Source organism: Sphingomonas sp. Leaf10, from assembly GCF_001421245.1.
Classification (GTDB): domain Bacteria; phylum Pseudomonadota; class Alphaproteobacteria; order Sphingomonadales; family Sphingomonadaceae; genus Sphingomonas.
Genome location: NZ_LMKE01000006.1, coordinates 120795 through 141766, shown reverse-complemented (window position 1 = coordinate 141766; position 20972 = coordinate 120795). Strand labels below are relative to the sequence as shown.

The 20972-nt window shown below is 66.0% G+C and carries 23 protein-coding genes; 9 read left to right on the top strand and 14 right to left on the bottom strand.

Annotated elements, in window-relative coordinates:
- The first annotated feature begins 7 nt into the window (after positions 1-7).
- From ASE59_RS07170 to ASE59_RS07150, 5 genes are read left to right on the top strand one after another with little or no spacing between them, the layout of a single operon-like run.
- Positions 8-1084 carry a SufB/SufD family protein gene (locus ASE59_RS07170; protein WP_056454332.1) on the top strand — a complete coding sequence of 359 codons (1077 nt, stop codon included), beginning with the start codon at positions 8-10 and terminating at the stop codon, positions 1082-1084.
- Complete coding sequence (locus ASE59_RS07165; protein ID WP_056454329.1) at positions 1063-2286, top strand: cysteine desulfurase; 1224 nt, start codon at positions 1063-1065, stop codon at positions 2284-2286. Before ASE59_RS07170 ends, ASE59_RS07165 begins: the two co-directional genes overlap by 22 nt.
- Complete coding sequence (locus ASE59_RS07160; protein WP_056454327.1) at positions 2283-2747, top strand: SUF system Fe-S cluster assembly protein; 465 nt, start codon at positions 2283-2285, stop codon at positions 2745-2747. The genes ASE59_RS07165 and ASE59_RS07160 overlap by 4 nt, the downstream gene beginning before the upstream one ends.
- Entirely contained in the window at positions 2747-3094 is a 348-nt protein-coding gene (locus ASE59_RS07155; RefSeq protein WP_056454324.1) for a HesB/IscA family protein, read from the top strand. Before ASE59_RS07160 ends, ASE59_RS07155 begins: the two co-directional genes overlap by 1 nt.
- A 21-nt stretch (positions 3095-3115) precedes the next feature.
- The gene (locus ASE59_RS07150) at positions 3116-5146 is read left to right on the top strand and encodes a TonB-dependent receptor plug domain-containing protein (protein ID WP_056454321.1); all 2031 of its coding nucleotides are present in this window, start codon (positions 3116-3118) and stop codon (positions 5144-5146) included.
- A 3-nt stretch (positions 5147-5149) separates the two neighbouring features.
- Here ASE59_RS07150 and ASE59_RS07145 read toward each other — a convergent pair whose 3' ends face one another.
- The 9 genes from ASE59_RS07145 to ASE59_RS07105 all read right to left on the bottom strand — a co-directional run bounded on the left by ASE59_RS07145 (position 5150) and on the right by ASE59_RS07105 (position 11557).
- Complete coding sequence (locus tag ASE59_RS07145) at positions 5150-5479, bottom strand: hypothetical protein (RefSeq protein WP_056454318.1); 330 nt, start codon at positions 5477-5479, stop codon at positions 5150-5152.
- 52 nt (positions 5480-5531) lie between these two features.
- Positions 5532-5741, bottom strand: coding sequence for a hypothetical protein (locus ASE59_RS07140; protein ID WP_056454315.1), 210 nt, complete (start codon positions 5739-5741; stop codon positions 5532-5534).
- 65 nt (positions 5742-5806) lie between these two features.
- Complete coding sequence (locus tag ASE59_RS07135; protein ID WP_056454312.1) at positions 5807-6019, bottom strand: cold-shock protein; 213 nt, start codon at positions 6017-6019, stop codon at positions 5807-5809.
- Between the two features lie 184 nt (positions 6020-6203).
- Positions 6204-6620, bottom strand: coding sequence for a hypothetical protein (locus ASE59_RS07130; protein WP_056454308.1), 417 nt, complete (start codon positions 6618-6620; stop codon positions 6204-6206).
- 86 nt (positions 6621-6706) lie between these two features.
- Positions 6707-6853 carry a hypothetical protein gene (locus ASE59_RS20200; protein ID WP_200913178.1) on the bottom strand — a complete coding sequence of 49 codons (147 nt, stop codon included), beginning with the start codon at positions 6851-6853 and terminating at the stop codon, positions 6707-6709.
- Positions 6854-6884: 31 nt separating this feature from the next.
- The gene (locus tag ASE59_RS07120) at positions 6885-7391 is read right to left on the bottom strand and encodes a hypothetical protein (RefSeq protein WP_235515687.1); all 507 of its coding nucleotides are present in this window, start codon (positions 7389-7391) and stop codon (positions 6885-6887) included.
- Positions 7392-7426: 35 nt separating this feature from the next.
- A complete protein-coding gene (uvrA, locus tag ASE59_RS07115; RefSeq protein WP_056454299.1) occupies positions 7427-10390 on the bottom strand; it encodes an excinuclease ABC subunit UvrA in 2964 nt (987 codons plus the stop codon).
- 22 nt (positions 10391-10412) lie between these two features.
- Positions 10413-10739, bottom strand: a complete 327-nt coding sequence (locus ASE59_RS07110) for a GCN5-related N-acetyltransferase (protein ID WP_235515674.1) — start codon at positions 10737-10739, stop codon at positions 10413-10415.
- Between the two features lie 11 nt (positions 10740-10750).
- The gene (locus tag ASE59_RS07105; protein WP_056454293.1) at positions 10751-11557 is read right to left on the bottom strand and encodes a DUF1206 domain-containing protein; all 807 of its coding nucleotides are present in this window, start codon (positions 11555-11557) and stop codon (positions 10751-10753) included.
- Positions 11558-11684: 127 nt separating this feature from the next.
- On the opposite strand from ASE59_RS07105, the gene ASE59_RS07100 reads away from it, so the two are divergent.
- Positions 11685-12497 (top strand): energy transducer TonB, encoded by an 813-nt coding sequence (locus ASE59_RS07100; protein ID WP_156359940.1) that lies wholly within the window; start codon positions 11685-11687, stop codon positions 12495-12497.
- 3 nt (positions 12498-12500) lie between these two features.
- On the opposite strand, the gene ASE59_RS07095 is transcribed toward ASE59_RS07100, so the two are convergent.
- The 3 genes from ASE59_RS07095 to ASE59_RS07085 form a co-directional block, all read right to left on the bottom strand.
- Positions 12501-12959 (bottom strand): hypothetical protein, encoded by a 459-nt coding sequence (locus ASE59_RS07095; protein ID WP_056454288.1) that lies wholly within the window; start codon positions 12957-12959, stop codon positions 12501-12503.
- Between the two features lie 57 nt (positions 12960-13016).
- Positions 13017-13730, bottom strand: coding sequence for a hypothetical protein (locus ASE59_RS07090; RefSeq protein ID WP_056454285.1), 714 nt, complete (start codon positions 13728-13730; stop codon positions 13017-13019).
- 105 nt (positions 13731-13835) lie between these two features.
- On the bottom strand, positions 13836-14270 hold the full coding sequence (locus ASE59_RS07085) for a copper chaperone PCu(A)C (RefSeq protein WP_156359939.1): 435 nt from the start codon (positions 14268-14270) through the stop codon (positions 13836-13838).
- 155 nt (positions 14271-14425) lie between these two features.
- On the opposite strand from ASE59_RS07085, the gene dnaK reads away from it, so the two are divergent.
- From dnaK to ASE59_RS07070, 3 genes are all read left to right on the top strand, one after another.
- Positions 14426-16336 (top strand): molecular chaperone DnaK, encoded by a 1911-nt coding sequence (gene dnaK, locus ASE59_RS07080; RefSeq protein WP_056454283.1) that lies wholly within the window; start codon positions 14426-14428, stop codon positions 16334-16336.
- A 113-nt stretch (positions 16337-16449) separates the two neighbouring features.
- Entirely contained in the window at positions 16450-17574 is a 1125-nt protein-coding gene (gene dnaJ, locus ASE59_RS07075) for a molecular chaperone DnaJ (protein ID WP_056454280.1), read from the top strand.
- 142 nt (positions 17575-17716) lie between these two features.
- Positions 17717-18202: a GNAT family N-acetyltransferase gene (locus ASE59_RS07070; protein WP_056454277.1), complete on the top strand. Its 486-nt coding sequence runs from the start codon at positions 17717-17719 to the stop codon at positions 18200-18202.
- Between the two features lie 18 nt (positions 18203-18220).
- On the opposite strand, the gene ASE59_RS07065 is transcribed toward ASE59_RS07070, so the two are convergent.
- Together ASE59_RS07065 and purB are read right to left on the bottom strand one after the other, a co-directional pair.
- Entirely contained in the window at positions 18221-19588 is a 1368-nt protein-coding gene (locus ASE59_RS07065; RefSeq protein ID WP_235515673.1) for a methyl-accepting chemotaxis protein, read from the bottom strand.
- Between the two features lie 45 nt (positions 19589-19633).
- Positions 19634-20944: an adenylosuccinate lyase gene (gene purB / locus ASE59_RS07060; protein WP_056454274.1), complete on the bottom strand. Its 1311-nt coding sequence runs from the start codon at positions 20942-20944 to the stop codon at positions 19634-19636.
- Positions 20945-20972 lie beyond the last annotated feature (28 nt).

Sequence of the window (20972 nt, the reverse complement as noted above, 5' to 3'; positions counted from 1 at the left end):
GGATTTGATGGCGACCCTTCCTACGAATTCGCAGGAGGCGTTCCGCTGGACCGACCTCACCGCGTTGACCGCAGCGGCCGGATCGACCCGAGGTGAAGCGGCGAGCGCCGACGGCTATTGGCTCGACCTCGCCGGCCCGCGCATCGTGTTCGTTGATGGCGTCTATGTTCCCGACCACAGCACCCCCGGTCATGTCGCGCTGTCACCGCTGACGCTCGACACCGCGCACCCGCTGGGCGTGCAGGCATCGGGCGCGGCCGGCTGGTCGATCGACCTGTCGGCAGCCGAGATCGTCGATCCGGTGCAGATCGTCCATATCGCGACCGGCGCGGAGAACCATCTCCCCGCGCGGCTGACGCTGGATGAAGACGCGGTTGCGTCGGTCGTCGAAACCTATGTCGGGACCGGCTGGACCAATCGCCTGACCCAAATCGACCTCGAACGCGGTGCGCGGCTGATGCGCAGCGTCCGCCTGCTCCAGACGGACGGCTTCGTGTCGATCCGCGACGAAGCGGTGGTGGGGGAGGCGGCGAGCCTCGTTACCCAGTTCCTCGGCGCGGGCGGCATGGGTAGTCGCATCGACGCGCAACTGACGCTGGATGGCGACGCGGCGTTCGTCGACTATGGCGGCGCGCTGCTGACCCGCGCACAGCAGCGGCAGGAATGCGCCGTCGCCGTCCGCCATGCTGCACTCAACGGTTCGAGCCGCCAGACATGGCGCGCGGTCGCCGCCGATCGCAGCCAGGCAAGTCTCGCCGCCCGCGTCGAAGTCGCACGCGGTGCGCAGAAGACCGACGGCGAACAGTCGCTGCGCGGGCTGCTGTTGCAGCGGACAGCCACGGTGAACCTCAAGCCCGAGCTCGAAATTTTTGCCGACGACGTGAAGTGCGCGCATGGCGCGACGGTCGGCGAACTCGATGCCAAGGCGCTGTTCTACCTCCGTAGTCGCGGTGTCAGCGAGGCGCGGGCCAAGGCGCTGTTGACGCACGCCTTTGTCGCAGATGCACTCGACCGGATCGGCGACGAGGTCGTGCGCGAGGCTTTTGCAGCCGATGCCGATGCATGGCTGGAAGCCGCGCTTTGATCGGCACCACCCCCCTCGACCGCGTCAGCGACTTCCCCGCGATTCCCGCCGGCTGGTCGTATCTCGACACCGCGGCGACGTCGCAAAAGCCGCAAGCCGTGATCGACGCGATCACCCGTGCGTACGACACGACCTATGCCACGGTGCATCGTGGGGTGTATCAGCGCTCGGCCGATATGACGCTCGCTTACGAGGCCGCACGTCGCCGGATCGCGTCGTTCATCGGTGCCGGCGCTCCGGAAGAATGCGTGTTCGTGCGCGGTGCGACCGAGGGGATCAACCTGGTCGCGCAGGGCTGGGCCGAGCGTCACCTGAAGGCCGGCGACCGCATCCTGTTGTCGATGCTCGAACATCATTCGAACATCGTGCCCTGGCAGTTGGTCGCCGAACGGATCGGCGTCGCGATCGACGTCGTGCCGCTGACGCAGGACGGGCGGATCGATCTCGACGCGATGGCGGCGATGATCCGGCCCGAACACCGGCTCGTGTCGCTGGCGCATGTGTCGAACGTGCTCGGATCGGTCCTCGACGCGCGCCGCGCCGCCGACATCGCGCATTCGGTCGGGGCCAGGCTGCTGCTGGACGGGTGTCAGGCGGTACCGCGCGTGTCGGTCGATGTCGCCGCGCTCGATTGCGACTTCTACGTCTTTTCGGGCCACAAGCTCTACGGTCCGACCGGCATCGGCGTGCTGTGGGGTCGTCCCGAACTGCTCGAAGCGATGCATCCGGTGCAAGGCGGAGGCGCGATGATCGATCGCGTCACGTTCGAACGCACCACCTACGCCCCGCCGCCCGCGCGGTTCGAGGCGGGGACGCCGCATATCGTCGGCGCGCTGGGCCTCCACGCCGCGATCGATTATGTCGAGAGCATCGGGCTGGACGCGATCCACGCGCATGAAACCGCGTTGGTCGCCGCGACCCGCGAAGCGCTCGGCCGGATCAACTCGGTGCGGCTGCTGGGGCCGGACGATGCCGCCGGGATCGTCAGTTTCGTGGTGGAGGGGGTGCATCCGCACGATGTCGGCACCATCTTGGACGAGGAGCGGGTCGCGATCCGTGCCGGCCATCACTGCGCACAGCCGCTGATGGACGTGCTGGGCGTCCCCGCCACCGCGCGGGCGAGCTTCGGCGTATATAACGGACCGGCCGATGTGGACGCGCTGGTGCGCGGACTGGAACGGGTAAGCAGGATTTTCGGATGAACGACGAACGCCATTTCGAGGTCGAGGAGGTGAGCGCGGTGCCGGCGCCGCCGCGTGCCCGCGTGACCGATGCCGAGGAAGCGCCGCCGCGCCGCCGCGACTATCTCGAAGGATTTCTGGCGCAGAAGCCCGAACCGCAACCGGTGGGGGAGCCGGGTGGCGACCTGTACGAAGCGGTCATCACCTCGCTGAAAGAGATTTTCGACCCCGAAATCCCGGTCAATATCTATGACCTCGGCCTGATCTATGGCGTCGACGTGGCGGACAACGGCCATGTCGCGGTGACGATGACGCTGACCACGCCGCATTGCCCGGTCGCGGAATCGATGCCGGCGGAGGTCGAACTGCGCGTTTCGGCAGTGCCGGGCGTCTCGACCGCCGACGTCAACCTCGTCTGGGATCCGCCATGGGATCCCCAGAAGATGTCCGACGACGCCAAGCTCGAATTGGGAATGCTGTAATGGCCACGCGCGTCCGCCCCGCCGCAATCAACCTGACCGCCAACGCCGAACGACGCGTCGCCGACCTGATGGCGAAGGCGCCGGCGGATGCGATCGGCGTCAAGCTGTCGACGCCCCGACGCGGCTGTTCGGGCCTCGCCTATTCGGTGGATTACGTCACCGCCGCCAATGCGATGGACGAACGGATCGAAACGCCCGGCGGTACCTTCTTCGTCGACGGCGGATCGATCCTCTACCTGATCGGTTCGACGATGGACTGGGTCGAGGACGATTTCACCGCGGGCTTCGTCTTCGCCAATCCAAATGCCAGGGGTGCGTGCGGTTGCGGGGAAAGCTTCACGGTCTGATCGTCCCATTGGGGGACAGGTGTGAAGCGTCTTGTGTGGTTGCTGGCCGCGTGGCCGGGCGTAGCGTTGGCGCAGGACGTTCCGGAGATCGTCGTCACCGGACGCGGCCTTGCCGACGCACCGGGCGACCGGGTCTATGACATCGTCACCATCGACCGCGACCGCATCCTGTCGTCGGCCAGCGGCCGGGTCGAGGATGTGCTGCGCGACGTAGCTGGCCTGCAACAGTTCCGCCGATCGGATTCACGCACCGCCAACCCGACGTCGCAAGGCATCACCCTGCGCGGCCTTGGCGGCAATGCGTCGAGCCGGGCGCTGTTGCTGCTCGATGGCGTGCCGCAGGCCGATCCGTTCGGCGGATGGGTCGCCTTTCCCGCCTATGCCACCGACCGGCTGGGCCGGGTCCGCGTCACGCGCGGTGGCGGCAGCGGGGTCGCCGGACCGGGTGCATTGGCTGGCACGATCGAACTCGACAGTGCGACCCCCGACGATCTGTCACCGCTCGCCGGTTCACTGAGCTTTGGCAGCCGGGAGTCGATCGACACGCGCGGCACTGCCAGCCTGAGCCGCAGCGGTGGGTTCGCGACCCTGTCGGGCGCCTACGCACGCGGCGACGGCTTCATTCCGATCGTCGCGGGCAGTCGTGGTCCCGCCGACCGGGCGGCTCCATTCGAACAGGCCAGCGCCGCCGCCCGTGCCGTCGTACAGGTCGGTGCGGCGACCGAACTGCAGGCAAATGTCTCCGCCTTCACCGACCGCCGCGACCGCGGGCTCGACTTCACCGACAATCGCAGCGAAGGCGCCGATGCCAGCGTGCGGCTGGTCGGGCGCGGGACCACCGGCTGGTCGCTGCTCGGCTATCTTCAGACCCGCGCCTTCGCCAGCCGCTTCGCCAGCGTCGGGGCGGGGCGCGCGACGACCGCATTGACGCTCGACCAGTATAACGTCCCCGCGACCGGCATCGGCGGCCGGGCGGAGATCGCGCCGGACTTTGGCAGCGTATCGCTCCGTCTCGGCGGCGATGTCCGCGTCGTCAGCGGAGAGACGCAGGAACTCTATACCTTTGTCGCCGGTAACCCGACCCGGCGGCGGGTCGCGGGTGGGCGCAACACGACCGGCGGCCTGTTCGCCGACGCCAGTTTGGTGGCTGGCGATGTCGTCGTCAGCGCCGGTGGCCGGATTGACCGCTGGACGATCGCCGAGGGGCGGTTGCGGGAAGCATTGCTGACCGGCGCAGCGCTGGCCGACCAGCGGTTCGCAACCCGCAGCGGGTGGCAACCGACCGGTCGGGCGGGGGTGGCGTGGACGCTGGACCCTGCGGTGACGGTCCGCGTGGCAGGGTATCGCGGCTGGCGACTGCCGACGCTCAACGAACTCTACCGTCCGTTCCGGGTCGGGGCCGATGCTACCGCCGCCAATGCCGCACTGTCGCCGGAAACGCTAGGGGGCGGGGAGGTCGGCGTCGAACTCCGCCCTGTCGCGCGCACCCGCATCGCCGCCACGGGTTTCGCCAACGACCTACGCAACGCCATCGCCAACGTCACCGTGGCCAACGGTCCGGGTACCTTTCCCGGCGTCGGCTTCGTGTCGGCCGCCGGCGTGTTCCGGCGGCGCGCCAATCTCGACCATGTCCGGGTGCGGGGGGGCGAACTCGACGCCTCGACCGGTTGGGGCGCGTGGGAGGCACGGCTGTCCTACGCCTATACCGATGCGCGGGTGGTCGATGGTGGCGTGCTCGACGGTCTTCGTCCCGCGCAGACCCCGGCGCATAGCGGATCGGCAACGCTTGGCTGGCGACAGAATGGCTGGCAGGCGGCAGCGACGCTGCGTTACCTGTCCGATCAGTTCGAGGACGATGCGAACCTGCGTCGCCTTGCCGACGCTACCACGTTCGATGCGGTGGTGACGGTACCGCTGTTTCGGCGGCTGTCGCTGGAGGGCAGAGCGGAGAATGTGACCGACACGCGGATGGAGGCGGCGGTCGGCGGCGACGGCATCGTGGAACGCGCGTCGCCGCGAACATTATGGATCGGTATCCGCGTCGGCGGGTGACATTTACGCGCCGGTCTGCGACGCCATGCTGCCACGCGGTTCGACCATCGACGGCACCGGCCCGGTCGCGGGACGAAGCGCCTCGCGCTCGGCAGCGGGGACCGGGGCGGTTGGATCGGGGCGGAACGCGTCGGGCGCGCGGTCGGTAGACGTCGGATGCGGCTTGTCGAGTGCCAGATCGGGGGCGGCATGGCCTTCGCTCGGTGCCCTGCGCCTCGCAAGCAGCACGCCGAACAGGCCGACCGCGAGCCCCGCGGCACCCAGTGCCACGGTCCGCAACGTCGACACCCCGGCTTTTCGCGATTTCGGCTTTTGTTTCTTGTGCTTGGCCATCGATCTTACCTTTTGCTTCTCATCCGGTCCAACGACCGGACGCGGCGCAGGTTCAATCGTGCGCCAGCGTTTCGGCCCGGCGCACGGTGGCGGCTTCGCGGATCAGGCGTTGTTCGGTGGTACGCTCGGCGCGCTCGGCCATTTCGGTCCAGGCGTGTTCGGCCCGGCGGCAACGGTCGCGGACATTGTCCAGTGTCGCGGCATCGGCATTGGCGCGTTCGACGGCGGCGCGGGCGCGGTAGGCTTCTGCGGTATCGGCCAAGGGTACGGACCTTTTACGTGTTGGAGGAAAGCGCGGACGGACGATCCGCCCGCGCCCAAGGCCGGTCAGTCGGCGGCGGTAAGGTTCACCGCGCTCACGCGACCACGACGATCCTCTTCCAGCTCAAATCCGACGCGCTGGTTCTGGTTCAACGTCACCATCCCGGCGCGTTCGACTGCCGAGATGTGCACAAAGGCATCTTCGCCGCCATTGTCCGGAGCGATGAAGCCATAACCCTTGTCGATGTTGAAGAATTTTACGGTGCCAAGCGTGGCCATGCAGGTTCCTTTCATTGACCGGGCGGCGGAACGCCCGTCACCCGTGCCGTAGGCAGCAGGGAAAGAAGGAACTTGCCGCAAAGCAGGACACCATCGATTTGCGACTGTAGCATGGGTTAAATGGGTATCGACCCGCCCCCGTGCAAGGGAACGGGCCGATCAGCCGGTCTCGAAGCGAAAAGGATCAGCGGCAACGCACGTTGTTGCGGTCGATCGCCTGTCCGCCCGCGGCACCCGCCGCACCGCCGAGCAGTGCACCCAGCAGGCCCGAACCGCCCGGACGCAGCGCCGTGCCGAGCACGCCGCCGGCGATCCCGCCGACGATCAGGCCGGTGGTGCCGTCGTTGCGGCGGCAGTAATAGCGACCGTCCTGCCCGACATAGACCCGGTCGTTGCGCGACAGACGGCGTTCGCGATACCGCTGGTCGTCGCGATAATAGCGTGCGGCATCATAGCCGTTGTACGCTGGATCGGGCCGGTCATAGTCGTAACGGCCGTAGCCGGCATCGGCATAGCGCGGACCACCGCCGCCCAGACCATAGTCGGAACAGCCGGAAACCAGGGTAGCAGCGGCAACGAGGCCGAGGGTAAGCGCACGCATGTCGACAGGTCCTTCGCTTGATATCGATCAAGCCCGAATGCCGCGCGCGGAGCGTTGTTCCGTAAATCTTGTCCCGAGCGGCGGCTTTACCAGCGCCCGCCCGCCGCCTCGATCGCCGCCAGCAGTGTAAGCTTGCTCTCGGTCCGGTTGTTCCCCGCATTGCGCGGCAGTTCGGGATTGCCGAGCGTGGCGCGGCGCTCGATCAGGCGCGCGGCAAATTCGGCATGATCCATACGCGGACCCGACCAATCGTCGGTGCCGGGTTCACAAATCGTCGACGCCATACTCGCCCGCGCTTTCCTCACGTATCCGCCGATCGAGATAGTCGCGATCGATGTCGGGATGAAGGTAAAACAGCAACTGCGCCTGTTCGATTCGGTCGCGCGCCGTGCCGGACGCATATTGCCCCATGCGGTCGGCGATCAGATCCTCGACGCCGAGAATGGCGAACGTCGCACCCGGCAAAATATTCTCGATCAGTTGAATGCGGTCGCGGTGAACCAACCCGTCCAATGGCGTTCTGCCGACGATCTCGAAGCCGAGAGCCAAATCCGGATGCATCCAGCCGCGGGTTGAAACCCCTGCAGCGGAAGGGCGCACGAAGCCATGGTTCTGCAAGATCGCTTCCAGTTCGTCCTGAACCGGCGAACACAGGTCGAAGTCACCCGTGGAAACGGCGCTACCCGACCAATATTCGACCGCCGCGCCCCCGACCAGAATGGGTCGAGGCTGTCCGGTGGCGCGCAACGTTTCGCTGACAGCGGCGAACATCCGCAACGCCGCTTCGAACGGTGCGCGCCACAGCGTCACTCCGCCGCCTGCGCTCGTGCCGGATCGAGCAACGGTTTGAGATATTTCCCCGTAAAGCTGCCTTCGACCGCCGCGACCTTCTCGGGCGTACCTTCCGCGACCACGCGACCGCCCTTGACGCCGCCTTCTGGTCCCATGTCCAAAATCCAGTCGGCGGTCTTGATGACGTCGAGATTATGCTCGATCACAACCACCGTATTGCCCTGTTCGACCAGTTGGTGGAGCACCTCCAGCAGCTTGCGAACATCCTCGAAGTGCAGGCCGGTCGTCGGTTCGTCGAGGATGTACAGCGTGTTGCCGGTCGCGCGCCGGGCCAGTTCCTTGGCGAGCTTCACCCGCTGTGCTTCACCGCCCGACAGCGTCGTCGCCTGCTGCCCGACCTTGACGTACCCGAGGCCGACCTCGGCCAGCATCGCCATCTTGTCGCGGATCGGCGGCACTGCCTTGAAGAACTCGACCGCGTCCTCGACCGTCATGTCGAGCACGTCGGCGATGCTCATCCCCTTGAACTTCACCTCCAGCGTCTCGCGATTGTAGCGCGCGCCGTGGCACACATCGCACGTCACATAGACGTCGGGCAGGAAGTGCATCTCGATCTTGAGCACGCCGTCGCCTTGACACGCTTCGCACCGGCCGCCCTTCACATTGAAGCTGAACCGGCCCGGCTTGTAGCCGCGCGCCTGCGCCTCGGGCAGCCCGGCGAACCAGTCGCGGATCTGGGTGAACGCCCCGGTATAGGTCGCCGGGTTCGACCGCGGGGTGCGGCCGATCGGCGACTGGTCGATGTCGATCACCTTGTCGAGATGTTGCAGCCCGGTGATCTTGTCATGCTTGCCCTGCACGATCCGCGCGCCGTTCAGCGTGCGTGCGGCGGCGGCATAGAGGGTGTCGATGGTGAAGCTCGACTTGCCCGACCCCGACACGCCGGTGATGCAGGTGAAGGTGCCGAGCGGCAGCGATGCGGTGACCCCGGTCAGGTTGTTGGCGGTGGCATTGTGTACCGTCAGCTTCTTGCCGTTACCCTTGCGGCGCTTCTCGGGCAGCGGCACCATGCGCGTGCCGTTCAGATAGTCGGCGGTGATCGACCCCTTCGACTTCAAAATCTGCTTCAACGTCCCCTTGGCGACGACCTCGCCGCCATGGACGCCCGCACCCGGACCCATGTCGATGACGTAATCGGCGGTGCGGATCGCGTCCTCGTCATGCTCGACCACCAGCACGGTATTACCGAGGTCGCGCAGGCGGCGCAGCGTCGCGAGCAGCATGTCGTTGTCGCGCTGATGCAGCCCGATCGACGGTTCGTCGAGCACGTACAGCACGCCCGACAGCCCGCTGCCGATCTGCGAGGCGAGACGGATGCGCTGGCTCTCGCCACCCGACAACGTGCCGCTGGTCCGGTCGAGGTTGAGATAATCGAGGCCGACATTGTTGAGGAAGCCCAGCCGCTCGACGATCTCTTTCAGGATCGACTGCGCAATGGCGCGCTGCTGGTCATTGAAATGCTCGGGCAGCCCTTCGAAGAACCGCAATGCATCGACCACCGACAGGTGGGTGGCATAGGCGATGTCCTGCATCGCGACCTTCACCGCCAGCGCCTCGGGCTTCAACCGCGCCCCGTGACAGGTTTCGCACGGCTGGGACGCCTGATATTTCGACAGTTCCTCGCGCATCCACGCGCTCTCGGTCGACAGCATCCGCCGGTTGAGATTGCCGAGCACGCCTTCGAACGGCTTCTTGACGTCGTACGACTTCTTGCCGTCGATGAAGGTCAGCGTCACCGGCTTGCCGGCGGTGCCGTGCAGGATCACCCGCTGCGCTTCCTCGGGCAGATCCTTCCACGCCGCGTCGAGCGAAAAGTTATAAGCCTTCGACAGCGATCCCAGCACATGCATGTAATAGGGTGAGGGCGGGTTGGACTTCGCCCACGGCACCACCGCGCCCTTCTTGATCGACAGTTCGTGGTTGGGGACGATCAGATCCTCGTCGAACTCCAGCCGCTCGCCAAGCCCGTCGCACGCCGGACATGCCCCCTGCGGCGCATTGAAGCTGAACAGGCGCGGCTCGATCTCGCTGATCGTGAAGCCGCTGACCGGACAGGCGAATTTTTCCGAGAACACGATGCGGTTGTCGGGAATGCCCGCACCCTTCAGCTTGCCGGTCTGGGGTGCGGCCTCGGTCGCGCGGTCGCCTTGTTCGCTGTCGAGCGGCGGATTGCCCGACTGCGCCTGCGCCACCGTCGTATCGACCAGATCGACATAGGCGAGGCCATCGGCCAGCTTCAACGCGGTCTCGAAACTCTCGGCCAGTCGCGTCGCGGCATCGGCATTCACCACCAGCCGGTCGACGACGATCTCGATGTCGTGCTTGAACTTCTTGTCGAGTGCCGGTGCATCCTCGATCAGATGCACCTCGCCGTTCACCCGCACCCGCTGGAACCCGGCCTTCTGCCATTCGGCCAGTTCCTTGCGATACTCGCCCTTGCGCCCGCGCACGACCGGCGCGAGCAGCAGCAGCCGCGTGCCGTCGGGCAGCGCAAGTACGCGATCGACCATCTGGCTGACCGTCTGCGCGCTGATCGGCAGGCCGGTGGCGGGGGAATAGGGCACGCCGACCCGCGCCCATAGCAGCCGCATATAATCGTAGATTTCGGTGACCGTCGCGACCGTCGATCGCGGGTTGCGGCTGGTCGTCTTCTGCTCGATCGAGATTGCCGGCGACAGCCCCTCGATATGCTCGACGTTCGGCTTCTGCATCAGCTCGAGGAACTGGCGCGCATAGGCCGACAGCGATTCGACATAGCGCCGCTGCCCCTCGGCATAGATGGTGTCGAAGGCGAGCGAGGACTTGCCCGAACCCGACAAGCCGGTGATGACCGTCAGCGTATCGCGCGGGATGTCGATATCGACGCCCTTGAGGTTATGCTCCCGCGCACCGCGGACGGAGATATGGGTCAGGCTCATGCGGTCCGTTCTATCTTCGTTCTTATGGATTTACCAGCGGGTGACATGGGGGTGCCTGCCCGTGGTTTCGAGGGGTCTTGCCGCGCCAGTCGAGCGAGCGGCGGTTCAGCTCGCCTAGATCGGCCGTGCCGGCGATTGCGGCCTCGCCCAGCGCGACGGCGCGCGCCAGCGCCGCCGGATCGGCATGGACATAGGCCGGACGCCTGGCGACATGATCGTACCACACCCCGCCGAACGCGTTGTCGAGCAGGATGCGCTGGAAACAATGATCGGCCCGCACCGGCCAGCCGCGTGTCGCCGCCAGCCCCGGCAGCTCGCGCCGCGTCAGGTCGAGCCAGCGCGCTTGCATCGCATCGCGGGTCATGTCGGCAGGTCAACCAAGATCCGCCGCCACCGCGACTCGACGAAGCTGTAGATTCCGAACGCGACGAAGCCCAATCCCGTCGCGGTCAACAGCCACCGCCCGCCGGTCTGGCTTTGCAGCGTCGCCAGCGCATGCGCCATGCCGCCGGCTTCATCGGCGTCCGCCGCCCATGCCGCACTGACGAAGAACAGGGCGATCAACGCGAACACCAGCGCACGCGCACCATATCCGACCCGGCCGATGGTGCAAACATGATCGGGCACCGGCGTGTCGCGCCCCAATTCGCAGGCGAAGCTGCCGTCCCACGCCTTTTTCGCCTGTTGCAGCGCCGCGCCGATCAACCCGGCGGCGACCAGTGCCACCAGCATCCGCCCCATCGGCTGGTCGAGCAGCCATGCGGTCCAGTCGCGCGTGCTCTCCTCGCCACCGACCCGCCCGCCGGCCTCGCGGGCATGGACCGCCAGTTTCGCGGCGGTCCAGGCGAGGATGACATGGGCGATACCGCTGATGGCGTGCCCGGCGCGCTTGAACGCGCCCTTGGCGGTCGTGCCCTGCGCTTCGGGATCGGTGATCGCCTCGGCCAGTCGCCATAGCGCATAGCCGGCAAGCCCCGCCGCCATCGCCGCCAAAATCCATTCGCCGAACGGTTCGTCGGCAAGGCTGGCGATCGCACCCTGATTGTCGCCGACCTTGCCCCCGCGCAGCGCCGCATCGACCGCGAACCATCCGACCAGACAATAGACGACGCCCCGCGCCGCAAAGCCCAGCCGGGCAAGGAGCGTGGCGCCATAGCGGGTGGTCATCGCACGCAAGCCTTTCAAATCGTTTCGCGCGGCCAACCATCTGCGGCGTGCTGTGGTTCCGAACGGACCGACGCTTGCAGTTTCGCTGTGCCGCTGTCAGCTTTGCGATGGGGAATGGGGGGATGCGATGCGACTGTTGCTGTCGGCTGCGCTGTTGATCGGTCAGGGGAGTGCTGCGCCACCGCCATTGGCGCCGACGAGTCGCTGGACGATTGAATATGCTGAAAAGATGTGCGTCGTCAGCCGCGGTTATGGCGATCCTGCCCGGCCGATCATCGTCGCATTCAAACCCACGCCGTTCGGCGACTTCATGCAGTCTGTGGTCTTCGGCAGTCGCGCGCAACTCGGTAAGGAAGGGGCGTTCAATCTAAGGCTGGAGGCACCCGGACGGACATTTGACAAGAAGCAGACCGGAACCCTCGTGTATTTTCCGGAAGGCGATAGGGCGGTACTGACCTTCTACATCAGTCGCGCCGATTTCGAAGGGCTGATCGATGCCCCGACCTTCTCCGTGCGTCCGCGGAACGGGCCAGTTATCTCCGTCGCGTTGTCGATGAACAAGGCGCTTCTGCCCGCACTTCGGAAATGCGAAGTCAATCTGATGGAGCAGTTCGGCTACGATCCGAAAAAGGTCGCAGCGGTCGCGACCCGCGCTGAAGGCGAACGGCCAGCCGAATGGATCAGCAACGACGATTATCCGGTCTCTTCACTGGCGAAGCATGAGCAGGGCATCGTCGTGATCGCGTGGACGATTGCCACCAACGCCCGCGTCAGCGACTGTAAAATAATAGAATCGTCTGGATCAAATGACCTCGACAAGGCTGCCTGCGACGCCATTCTCCGTCGCGGACGCTATCGTCGCCCTGCACTCGATGCCGCGGGTAAGCCGGTCGAGTCCTATTCGACCCGTCGCGTGATGTGGCTGTCACCGCGCGGATAACCGTTATCGCCCGAACGGCAACAACGCCTCGTACACCGCCAGCGGCGGCTTGTCCTTCACCGCCGCCCCTTGCCGTAACAGAAAGGCATGGCGGACGATCTCCGCCTGCTGCTCGATCCCGTACGCCGCGAACGGCTTTCCCGGCACGATGGCGTAGCGATAGGTGCACAGCGGATGCCGCATCAGCGGCAGCCAGTATCGCCCGCGATGCTGCGTCTGATGGATATGCATCATCTCGTGCAGGAACAGCGCGGCCAGATCGCGCCCGGCGCTCGCGAAATCGTCGCGGTACAGATTGCCGCCCGGATGGAAATGGATGCAGCCGGTCGGCGCCATAGCCACCTGTTTCGGCTGAAAGAACGCCCATTTGGCATTCGCCACCCGTGCCCGGTCATAATCGATCTCGTCGCCGAACATCGTCCGGGCAAGCTCGACTTCGGCGGGGGTGAGGGGCCGGCGCATACGGCCGAAGATGGGACCGCCCCCCGCGCCCGTAAAGGACGCGAGGAGCGGCGACCTTCAGAAGCGGTAACCGATCGCCAGCTGGAGAATCGGATAGACCTTCACCTTGTCGACATCCCTCTGAAGCGACTGCCGCTCGGCTTCCAGATCGGCGCGGAAGGGCGCATCGTTGCGCGCAGTGCCGGTCGCGGTCAGCGGATCGATCTTGAACGATCCCTGGAACAGCACGCCGCTTTCCATGCCGAACATGAAGCCGCGGCGGTTCTTGCCCGACCAGCCAAGCGTCAGCGCGGGCGAGAATTTCTTGGGCGCCGCGCGGGTGCTCAGCGTGCCGATCTCCTGCGGGTCATATTCGTTGCCGTTGATCTCGACCGCCACGTTGGGCGTCGCGGCAAGGCTGATTTCGTTGTTGTTGATGCGCGCGCCGCCCGACAGGCGGAAATTGCCGCCGAACGGATAGACGTCGACCATGCCGCCGAACGAATTGAGCTTGATCTCGCCATCAAAGCTGACGTCCTCCGGCTCGAACGACGCACTGGCGTTCAGGAAGCTGGCCCCGCCGCGAATGCCGATATGGTCGGACAGCCGCCAGCCGATTTCCGGCCCGATGCCGAGCGAACCGGCCGCCACCGCCACTGAAAAGGTCGACCCGCGTTCGCCGTCGTCGACCGAGGTCGTCGGCTCGACGGGGCCGGCAGGCGCGGTCTGCGCCGCTGCGGGCAGGACGAACAGGCAGGTGGCGGCAATCGCGCCGCAAAAGATCGATTTCATATTCCCCCCGGAATAGCTGTGATGCTTTTCGCGCCGGTCGACCCGGCGGAGGCTCCTCTATCAGCGCGTCCCTGCGGGGCTATCCCTCAAATAGGGTAGGGAGGATCAGGGCGCCGGATCGCCCGCGCCGACCAGCTTCGCGTCGACCGTCACCGCTTCCTTGTCGGCAAAGCGAAACGTCAGCGGCACCGTCCCGCCCGGGCGCAGGTCACCCGATACGCCGAACAACATGACATGCCTGCCGCCGGGTGCGAAGGTCACCACGCCGCGACCGATCGCCACCCGGTCGATTGGTTGCATCGACATCATCCCGCCATGCCCGGCCATGCTTTCGTGCAGTTCGGCCCGCGCGATCGCCGGGCTGGTCACCGCCACCAGCACATGATCGGCCGAACCACCGCTGTGAATGGTCGCATAGGCCGCCGCCGGACGCCCCGGCACGGCGGGCAGGCGCACCCAGGCGTCCGAAACAACTGGGCCCTTCTGACACCCGGCCAGCATCAACGCCGCCCCCACCAACGCCGCCCACCGTGTCTTCACGCCCACGCTCCTGTCCCGATACGGTTCCCTATGCCGCGCATAATCTTGCGGCAAGCCGAACCCTGCCTATATCCGCCCTCGGAACGACCCGCTTGGCACCTCCCCGTGCCGGTCGGGCCAAGACATTATTTCAACCCGGGGGCCAATGAGGGACCATGGCTAAAGTTATCGGTATCGATCTGGGCACGACGAACAGCTGCGTTGCGGTGATGGAGGGCGGCAGCCCCAAGGTCATCGAGAACGCCGAAGGCGCGCGGACCACGCCGTCGATCGTCGCTTTCGCCAAGGATGGCGAGCGTCTGATCGGCCAGCCGGCGAAGCGTCAGGCAGTGACCAACGGCGACAACACGATCTTCGCGGTGAAGCGCCTGATCGGCCGCCGCTTCGACGATCCGGTCACGAAGAAGGATACCGAACTGGTTCCCTACACCATCGCGCGCGGGCCGAACGGCGATGCGTGGGTGAAGGCGGGCGGTGAGGAATATTCGCCGTCGCAGATCAGCGCGTTCATCCTGCAGAAGATGAAGGAAACGGCGGAGTCGTATCTCGGTGAAACCGTGACGCAGGCGGTCATCACCGTACCGGCGTACTTCAACGATGCCCAGCGTCAGGCGACCAAGGACGCCGGCAAGATCGCTGGCCTCGAAGTCCTGCGCATCATCAACGAACCGACGGCGGCGGCGCTCGCCTACGGGCTCGACAAGGACAACAACAAGACCATCGCGGTCTATGACCTTGGCGGCGGTACCTTCGACATCTCGGTCCTCGAAATCGGCGACGGCGTGTTCGAAGTGAAGTCGACCAACGGCGACACCTTCCTCGGCGGCGAAGACTTCGACGCGAAGATCGTGCAGTTCCTGGCCGACGAGTTCAAGAAGGTCGAAGGCATCGACCTGACCAAGGACAAGCTGGCGCTTCAGCGGCTGAAGGAAGCCGCCGAAAAGGCGAAGATCGAACTGTCCTCGACCCAGACGACCGACGTCAACCTGCCGTTCATCACCGCCGATGCGACCGGTCCGAAGCACCTCGTCAAGTCGATCACCCGTGCCGATCTCGAGCGTCTGGTCGAGGATCTGGTCAAGCGCACGCTCGACCCGTGCAAGAAGGCGCTGGCCGATGCCGGGCTTCAGGCGAGCGCGATCGACGAAGTGGTGCTGGTCGGCGGCATGACCCGAATGCCGCGCGTCCGTGAAGTCGTGAAGCAGTTCTTCGGCAAGGAACCGCACACCGGCGTGAACCCCGACGAAGTTGTGGCGATCGGTGCCGCGATCCAGGCCGGCGTGTTGCAGGGTGACGTGAAGGACGTGCTGCTGCTCGACGTGACCCCGCTGTCGCTGGGGATCGAGACGCTGGGCGGCATCATGACCCGCATGATCGATCGCAACACCACCATCCCGACCAAGAAGTCGCAGGTCTATTCGACCGCCGACGACAATCAGGGTGCGGTGACGATCCGCGTGTTCCAGGGCGAGCGCGAAATGGCCGCCGACAACAAGATGCTGGGCCAGTTCGACCTGGTCGGCATCCCGCCCGCGCCGCGTGGCGTGCCGCAGATCGAGGTCACCTTCGACATCGACGCCAACGGCATCGTCAATGTGTCGGCGAAGGACAAGGGCACCGGCAAGGAACAGCAGATCCGCATCCAGGCTTCGGGCGGCCTGTCGGACAACGACATCGACCAGATGGTCCGTGACGCCGAACAGTTCGCGGAAGAGGACAAGAAGCGTCGCGCTTCGGCCGAAGCCAAGAACAATGCGGAATCGCTGATCCACACCACCGAACGCCAGCTTGTCGATAATGGCGACAAGGTCGACGCCTCGCTGAAGGCCGAGATCGAAGCCGCCGTCGCCGAGACCAAGGCAGCGGTCGAAAGCGGCGACAGCGATCGCATGACCGAAAAGAGCCAGGCGCTGGCGCAGGTCGCGATGAAGCTGGGTCAGGCGATCTACGAACAGCAGCAGCAGGCCGAAGCCTCGCCCGCTGCCGACACCGCACAGGAGAAGAAGGCCGACGACGACGTCGTCGACGCCGAATTCTCGGAAGTCGACGACAGCCGCAAGGCGTAAACCACTACTCCCTCTCCCCTTCAGGGGAGAGGGCCGGGGAGAGGGGGCTTCGTCGTGACGGCCCCTCTCCCAACCCTCTTCCCTGAAGGGGAGAGGGCTTTTGGGGTTCCCGAATGACCACCGAAGTCGATTTCTACGAACTGCTCCAATGCGAGCGTACCGCGGATGCGGGGACGATCAAGTCCGCCTATCGCAAGCTCGCGATCAAGTTTCACCCCGACAAGAATGCCGGTTGCAAGGATTCCGAGGCCAAGTTCAAGGCGATCAACGAAGCCTATGACTGCCTGAAGGATCCGCAGAAGCGCGCGGCCTACGACCGCTACGGCCATGCCGCCTTCCGTCAGGGCGCGGGTGGCGCCGGTGGCGGTGCGCAGGATTTCAACGGCTTTTCCGACATCTTCGAAAGCGTCTTCGGCGAATTCATGGGCGGCGGTCGCCAGGGTGGCCGCGCCGGCCCCCGGCGCGGTGCTGACCTGCGCTACGACATGGAAGTCACGCTCGAAGAAGCGTTCCACGGCAAGAATACGCAGATCACCGTCGACGTCTCGACCAGCTGCGCCCCGTGCGGCGGCAGCGGCGCGTCGCCGGGGACGAAGGCGCGGACGTGTCAGACCTGTGCCGGCCATGGCAAGGTGCGTGCGCAACAGGGCTTCTTCGTCGTCGAACGCGCCTGCCCGACCTGCCACGGTGCCGGACAGGTGATCGCCGATCCATGCCCGGTCTGCAACGGCGAGGGCCGAGTCGAGCAGACCAAGACGCTGGAGGTCAACGTGCCCCCCGGCGTCGACGAAGGGACGCGCATCCGCCTGGGCGGCGAGGGCGAGGCGGGGGCACGCGGTGCGCCGGCGGGCGACCTCTACATCTTCCTCCATGTCAAACGCCATCCGCTGTTCGAACGCGAAGGGACCGCGCTGCACGCCCGCGCGCCGATCAGCTTCACGACCGCCGCGTTGGGCGGGACGATCGAAATCCCCGGCCTCGACGGACAGAAGCACAGCATCCGCATCCCGGCGGGCATCCAGTCGGGCAAGGAACTGCGCCAGCGTGGTGCCGGCATGCCGGTGCTGCAGGGGCGCGGCCATGGTGACATGGTCATCCATATCGAGGTCGAAACCCCGACCCGGCTTTCTACCCGGCAGAAGGAACTGCTCGAAGCGTTCCGCGAGACCGAGACCGGCGACGAATGCCCTGAATCCAGCGGATTCTTCAGCCGCCTGAAGACCGCGCTCGGCGGATAGCAGCCTTGTCCGTCATCCCGGCGAAGGCCGGGATCCATTGTGTCGGGAGTTCATGGTTGGGCCGCGACGTTCCGCCGTCCATGGATCCCGGCCTGCGCCGGGATGACGGGAAGGGCATGAGTTTAAACGGAATTCATCAACCATGACCGCCCAGTGGCGCCCCGCCATCGCCGACGATGCCCCGCGAATCGCCACGCTCGCCCGCGCCGAACTCGGCGACTATGGCGAGGCGGCGGAACTCTACGCCGAACGTATCGCGCTCGCCCGCGATGGCTGTTGGGTGCTTGTCGACGATGCCGGCACGATCACCGGCCATTGCATCAGCCATCCATGGGTCCGCCGCACGCCGCCGGCGATGCATATCCTGCTCGGCACGCTGCCGCCGAATCCCGGTTGCTGGTATCTCCACGACGTCGTCGTCACCCCGGAGGGCAGGGGGCAGAAGGCGGTCGAACGCCTGCTTCCGATCCTCGCCGCGGTCGCCGCCAATCACGGCATCGACACGCTCGCGCTCATCGCGGTCGGGGGCGCCGACGCCTATTGGTCGAAACAGGGCTTTGTCGCGACGCCGGGCGACGCCGACGGGTTCGGCGCGGGCGCGCTGTATATGGAGCGTCCGGCCCGGTAGCGGACCGGCGCTGCTACCTCACCACCGTCCGCCGGCGACCATCCGCAATGCCGGTGCCGCCGCCGGGGCCTGTCCCACCTGAAACACGCCCACCGCTTCGTGCAGCCGTGCCGCTTCGTCGGCCAACCCGCGCGCGGCGGCGGTCGTTTCCTCGACCATCGCCGCATTGTGCTGGGTGATGCTGTCCATTTCGCCGACCGCGATGTTGATCTGGCCCAGCGACTCCGCCTGTTGCCGGGCCGATGTCGCGATGCTGCCGATCAGGTTGCTGATACGGTCCATCTGGTCGGTGATCCGCTTTAGCGCCACGCCGGTGGTCGATACCAGCTGCACGCCCCGGTCGACCTGTTCGGTCGAGGCGGTCACCCGCGCCTTCACATCCTTTGCCGCATCCGCCGATCGCTGCGCCAGCGCCCGCACTTCGGAAGCGACCACTGCAAAGCCCTTGTCCGCGTCGCCGGCACGCGCGGCCTCGACCCCGGCGTTCAGCGCGAGCAGATTGGTTTGGAAGGCGATGCCGTCGATGACCGAGATGATCTCGCCGATTTCCTGCGACGCGCGTTCGATTCCCGCCATTGCCTCGGTCGTATCGCTGACGATCCCGCTCGAATTCTGCGCATCGCGGTGGGCGTCGGCGACGATCGCCTCGGTCGTACCGACCAGCGTCGCCACCTCGCGGACATTCTGCGTCACTTCCTGGATCGCCGCCGCCGATTCCTCCAGGCTCGCCGCCTGCTGTTCGGTCCGGCGTGACAGGTCGTCGGACGCCTGCCGGATGTCGCTGCACCCGTTATGCAGCGCGGCGGCGACCGAGGCTACCGACGTCATCGACTCCGCCATCCGCGATGCCGCGGTGTTGAAGCTTGCCCGCAGCGGTTCGAATTCGCTGCTGAACGGGGTATTCAGCCGCACGTTCAGGTCGCCGTCCGCCAGCGACGACAGCCCCCGCGTCAGCGCATCGACCACCCGCCCGGTATTGGTCAGGTCCTGGATCTGCACCAGCACCGCATCGGCGGCCTCGTGCGGGATCGGGATCAGCGTGACCAGCATCCGCACTTCGTCGGACCCGCGCAGGTTGAACCATTCGAACCGCGCAAAGCCTTCGCTGATCGCCTGCTGTACGCGTTCGCCGACATGCTCCATGCTCGGCCGGCCATCGCCTTGGGTGGCGCGTGAGAAGACGACCGGGTTCTGGCCGAGGATCGCGCCGCGCGGCTGGCCGTAAACCTCCTCTGCCGCAGGGTTGCATTCGACGAACGTGCCGCCCTTCAGCAGCAGCACGGCGTCGGGCGAATGTCGAAACATCGCCAATGCCGTGCGGGTTTCCATATCGGGTTTCGAGCGACCAAACATCATGACGCCGGCATAGCGCTTCGGCAGTAACATTATACTATCGCCCCGCCGGACCCTGCGGCCCGGCGGGGCACCCGGTCATGCCTGCCCGAACACCCGGGCAAAGATCGTGTCGACATGCTTGTAGTGATAGCCAAGGTCGAACCGGCTCTCGATCTCGTCCGCCGACAGCGCGGCGGCGACGTCCGCATCGGCCTTGAGCAGTTCGAGCAGCGACAACTCGCCGTCCGATTCCCACACCTTCATCGCGTTCCGCTGGACGTAGCGGTACGAATCCTCGCGGCTCACCCCGGCTTGCGTCAACGCCAGCAGCACGCGCTGCGAATGGACGAGGCCGCCCATCTTGTTCAGGTTCTTCTCCATCCGCGCCGGATACACGACCAGCTTGTCGATCACGCCCGTAAGGCGGGTGAGCGCGAAGTCGAGCGTGATCGTCGCGTCGGGGCCGATGTACCGCTCGACCGACGAGTGCGAGATGTCGCGCTCATGCCACAGCGCGACATTCTCCAGCGCCGGCGTCACATAGCCACGTACCATGCGGGCAAGGCCGGTCAGGTTCTCGGTCAGCACCGGGTTGCGCTTGTGCGGCATCGCCGACGAACCCTTCTGCCCCGGCGAGAAATATTCTTCCGCCTCCAGCACTTCGGTGCGCTGCAAATGGCGGATTTCGGTGGCCAGCCGCTCGATCGACCCGGCGATCACGCCCAGCGTCGCGAAATACATCGCGTGGCGGTCACGCGGGATGACCTGCGTCGACACCGGCTCGACGGTGAGGCCCATCTTCTCGGCGACATGCTCCTCGACGCGCGGATCGATGTTCGCAAACGTGCCGACCGCACCCGAAATCGCACAGGTCGCCACTTCCGCCCGCGCATTCTTCAGCCGTGTCCGGCAGCGATCGAACTCGGCATAGGCTTGTGCGAGCTTCAACCCGAACGTCACCGGCTCGGCATGGATGCCATGGCTGCGGCCGATCGTCGGGGTCAGCTTATGTTCGCGCGCACGGCGCTCGATCACCGCCAGCAGCTTGTCGAGATCGGCGAGCAAAATGTCCGACGCCCGCGCCAGCTGCACCGCCAGACAGGTGTCGAGCACGTCCGAACTGGTCATGCCCTGATGCAGGAAGCGCGCTTCCGGCCCGGTCCGCTCCGACACATGCGTCAGGAAGGCGATGACGTCATGCTTCGTCTCCGCCTCGATCGCGTCGATCCGCGCGACGTCGAAATCGGCGTCGTTCATCGCCCAGATCTTTTCGGCCGCTTCCTTCGGCACCACGCCCAGCTCGGCCAGCGCGTCGGTGGCATGTGCCTCGATCTCGAACCAGATGCGGAATCGCGACTGCGGCTCCCACAGTGCGGACATTTCGGGACGGGAATAGCGCGGAATCATGTGCGAGCCTTTCAAAACGGGCGAACGG

What these genes read in the sequence shown, in the direction of transcription:
- dnaK (WP_056454283.1), top strand. Translation starts at nt 14,426, where the DNA reads ATGGCTAAAGTTATCGGTATCGATCTGGGCACGACGAACAGCTGCGTT.
- ASE59_RS07120 (WP_235515687.1), bottom strand. Translation starts at nt 7,391, where the DNA reads ATGTTCGCCGCTGTCAGCGAAACGTTGCGCGCCACCGGACAGCCTCGA.
- ASE59_RS07065 (WP_235515673.1), bottom strand. Translation starts at nt 19,588, where the DNA reads ATGTTACTGCCGAAGCGCTATGCCGGCGTCATGATGTTTGGTCGCTCG.
- ASE59_RS07145 (WP_056454318.1), bottom strand. Translation starts at nt 5,479, where the DNA reads ATGGCCAAGCACAAGAAACAAAAGCCGAAATCGCGAAAAGCCGGGGTG.
- uvrA (WP_056454299.1), bottom strand. Translation starts at nt 10,390, where the DNA reads ATGAGCCTGACCCATATCTCCGTCCGCGGTGCGCGGGAGCATAACCTC.
- ASE59_RS07090 (WP_056454285.1), bottom strand. Translation starts at nt 13,730, where the DNA reads ATGAAATCGATCTTTTGCGGCGCGATTGCCGCCACCTGCCTGTTCGTC.
- ASE59_RS20200 (WP_200913178.1), bottom strand. Translation starts at nt 6,853, where the DNA reads ATGGATCATGCCGAATTTGCCGCGCGCCTGATCGAGCGCCGCGCCACG.
- ASE59_RS07135 (WP_056454312.1), bottom strand. Translation starts at nt 6,019, where the DNA reads ATGGCCACGCTTGGCACCGTAAAATTCTTCAACATCGACAAGGGTTAT.
- dnaJ (WP_056454280.1), top strand. Translation starts at nt 16,450, where the DNA reads ATGACCACCGAAGTCGATTTCTACGAACTGCTCCAATGCGAGCGTACC.
- ASE59_RS07095 (WP_056454288.1), bottom strand. Translation starts at nt 12,959, where the DNA reads ATGCGCCGGCCCCTCACCCCCGCCGAAGTCGAGCTTGCCCGGACGATG.
- purB (WP_056454274.1), bottom strand. Translation starts at nt 20,944, where the DNA reads ATGATTCCGCGCTATTCCCGTCCCGAAATGTCCGCACTGTGGGAGCCG.
- ASE59_RS07130 (WP_056454308.1), bottom strand. Translation starts at nt 6,620, where the DNA reads ATGCGTGCGCTTACCCTCGGCCTCGTTGCCGCTGCTACCCTGGTTTCC.
- ASE59_RS07165 (WP_056454329.1), top strand. Translation starts at nt 1,063, where the DNA reads ATGGCTGGAAGCCGCGCTTTGATCGGCACCACCCCCCTCGACCGCGTC.
- ASE59_RS07110 (WP_235515674.1), bottom strand. Translation starts at nt 10,739, where the DNA reads ATGCAAGCGCGCTGGCTCGACCTGACGCGGCGCGAGCTGCCGGGGCTG.
- ASE59_RS07160 (WP_056454327.1), top strand. Translation starts at nt 2,283, where the DNA reads ATGAACGACGAACGCCATTTCGAGGTCGAGGAGGTGAGCGCGGTGCCG.
- ASE59_RS07070 (WP_056454277.1), top strand. Translation starts at nt 17,717, where the DNA reads ATGACCGCCCAGTGGCGCCCCGCCATCGCCGACGATGCCCCGCGAATC.
- ASE59_RS07170 (WP_056454332.1), top strand. Translation starts at nt 8, where the DNA reads ATGGCGACCCTTCCTACGAATTCGCAGGAGGCGTTCCGCTGGACCGAC.
- ASE59_RS07100 (WP_156359940.1), top strand. Translation starts at nt 11,685, where the DNA reads ATGCGACTGTTGCTGTCGGCTGCGCTGTTGATCGGTCAGGGGAGTGCT.
- ASE59_RS07155 (WP_056454324.1), top strand. Translation starts at nt 2,747, where the DNA reads ATGGCCACGCGCGTCCGCCCCGCCGCAATCAACCTGACCGCCAACGCC.
- ASE59_RS07105 (WP_056454293.1), bottom strand. Translation starts at nt 11,557, where the DNA reads ATGACCACCCGCTATGGCGCCACGCTCCTTGCCCGGCTGGGCTTTGCG.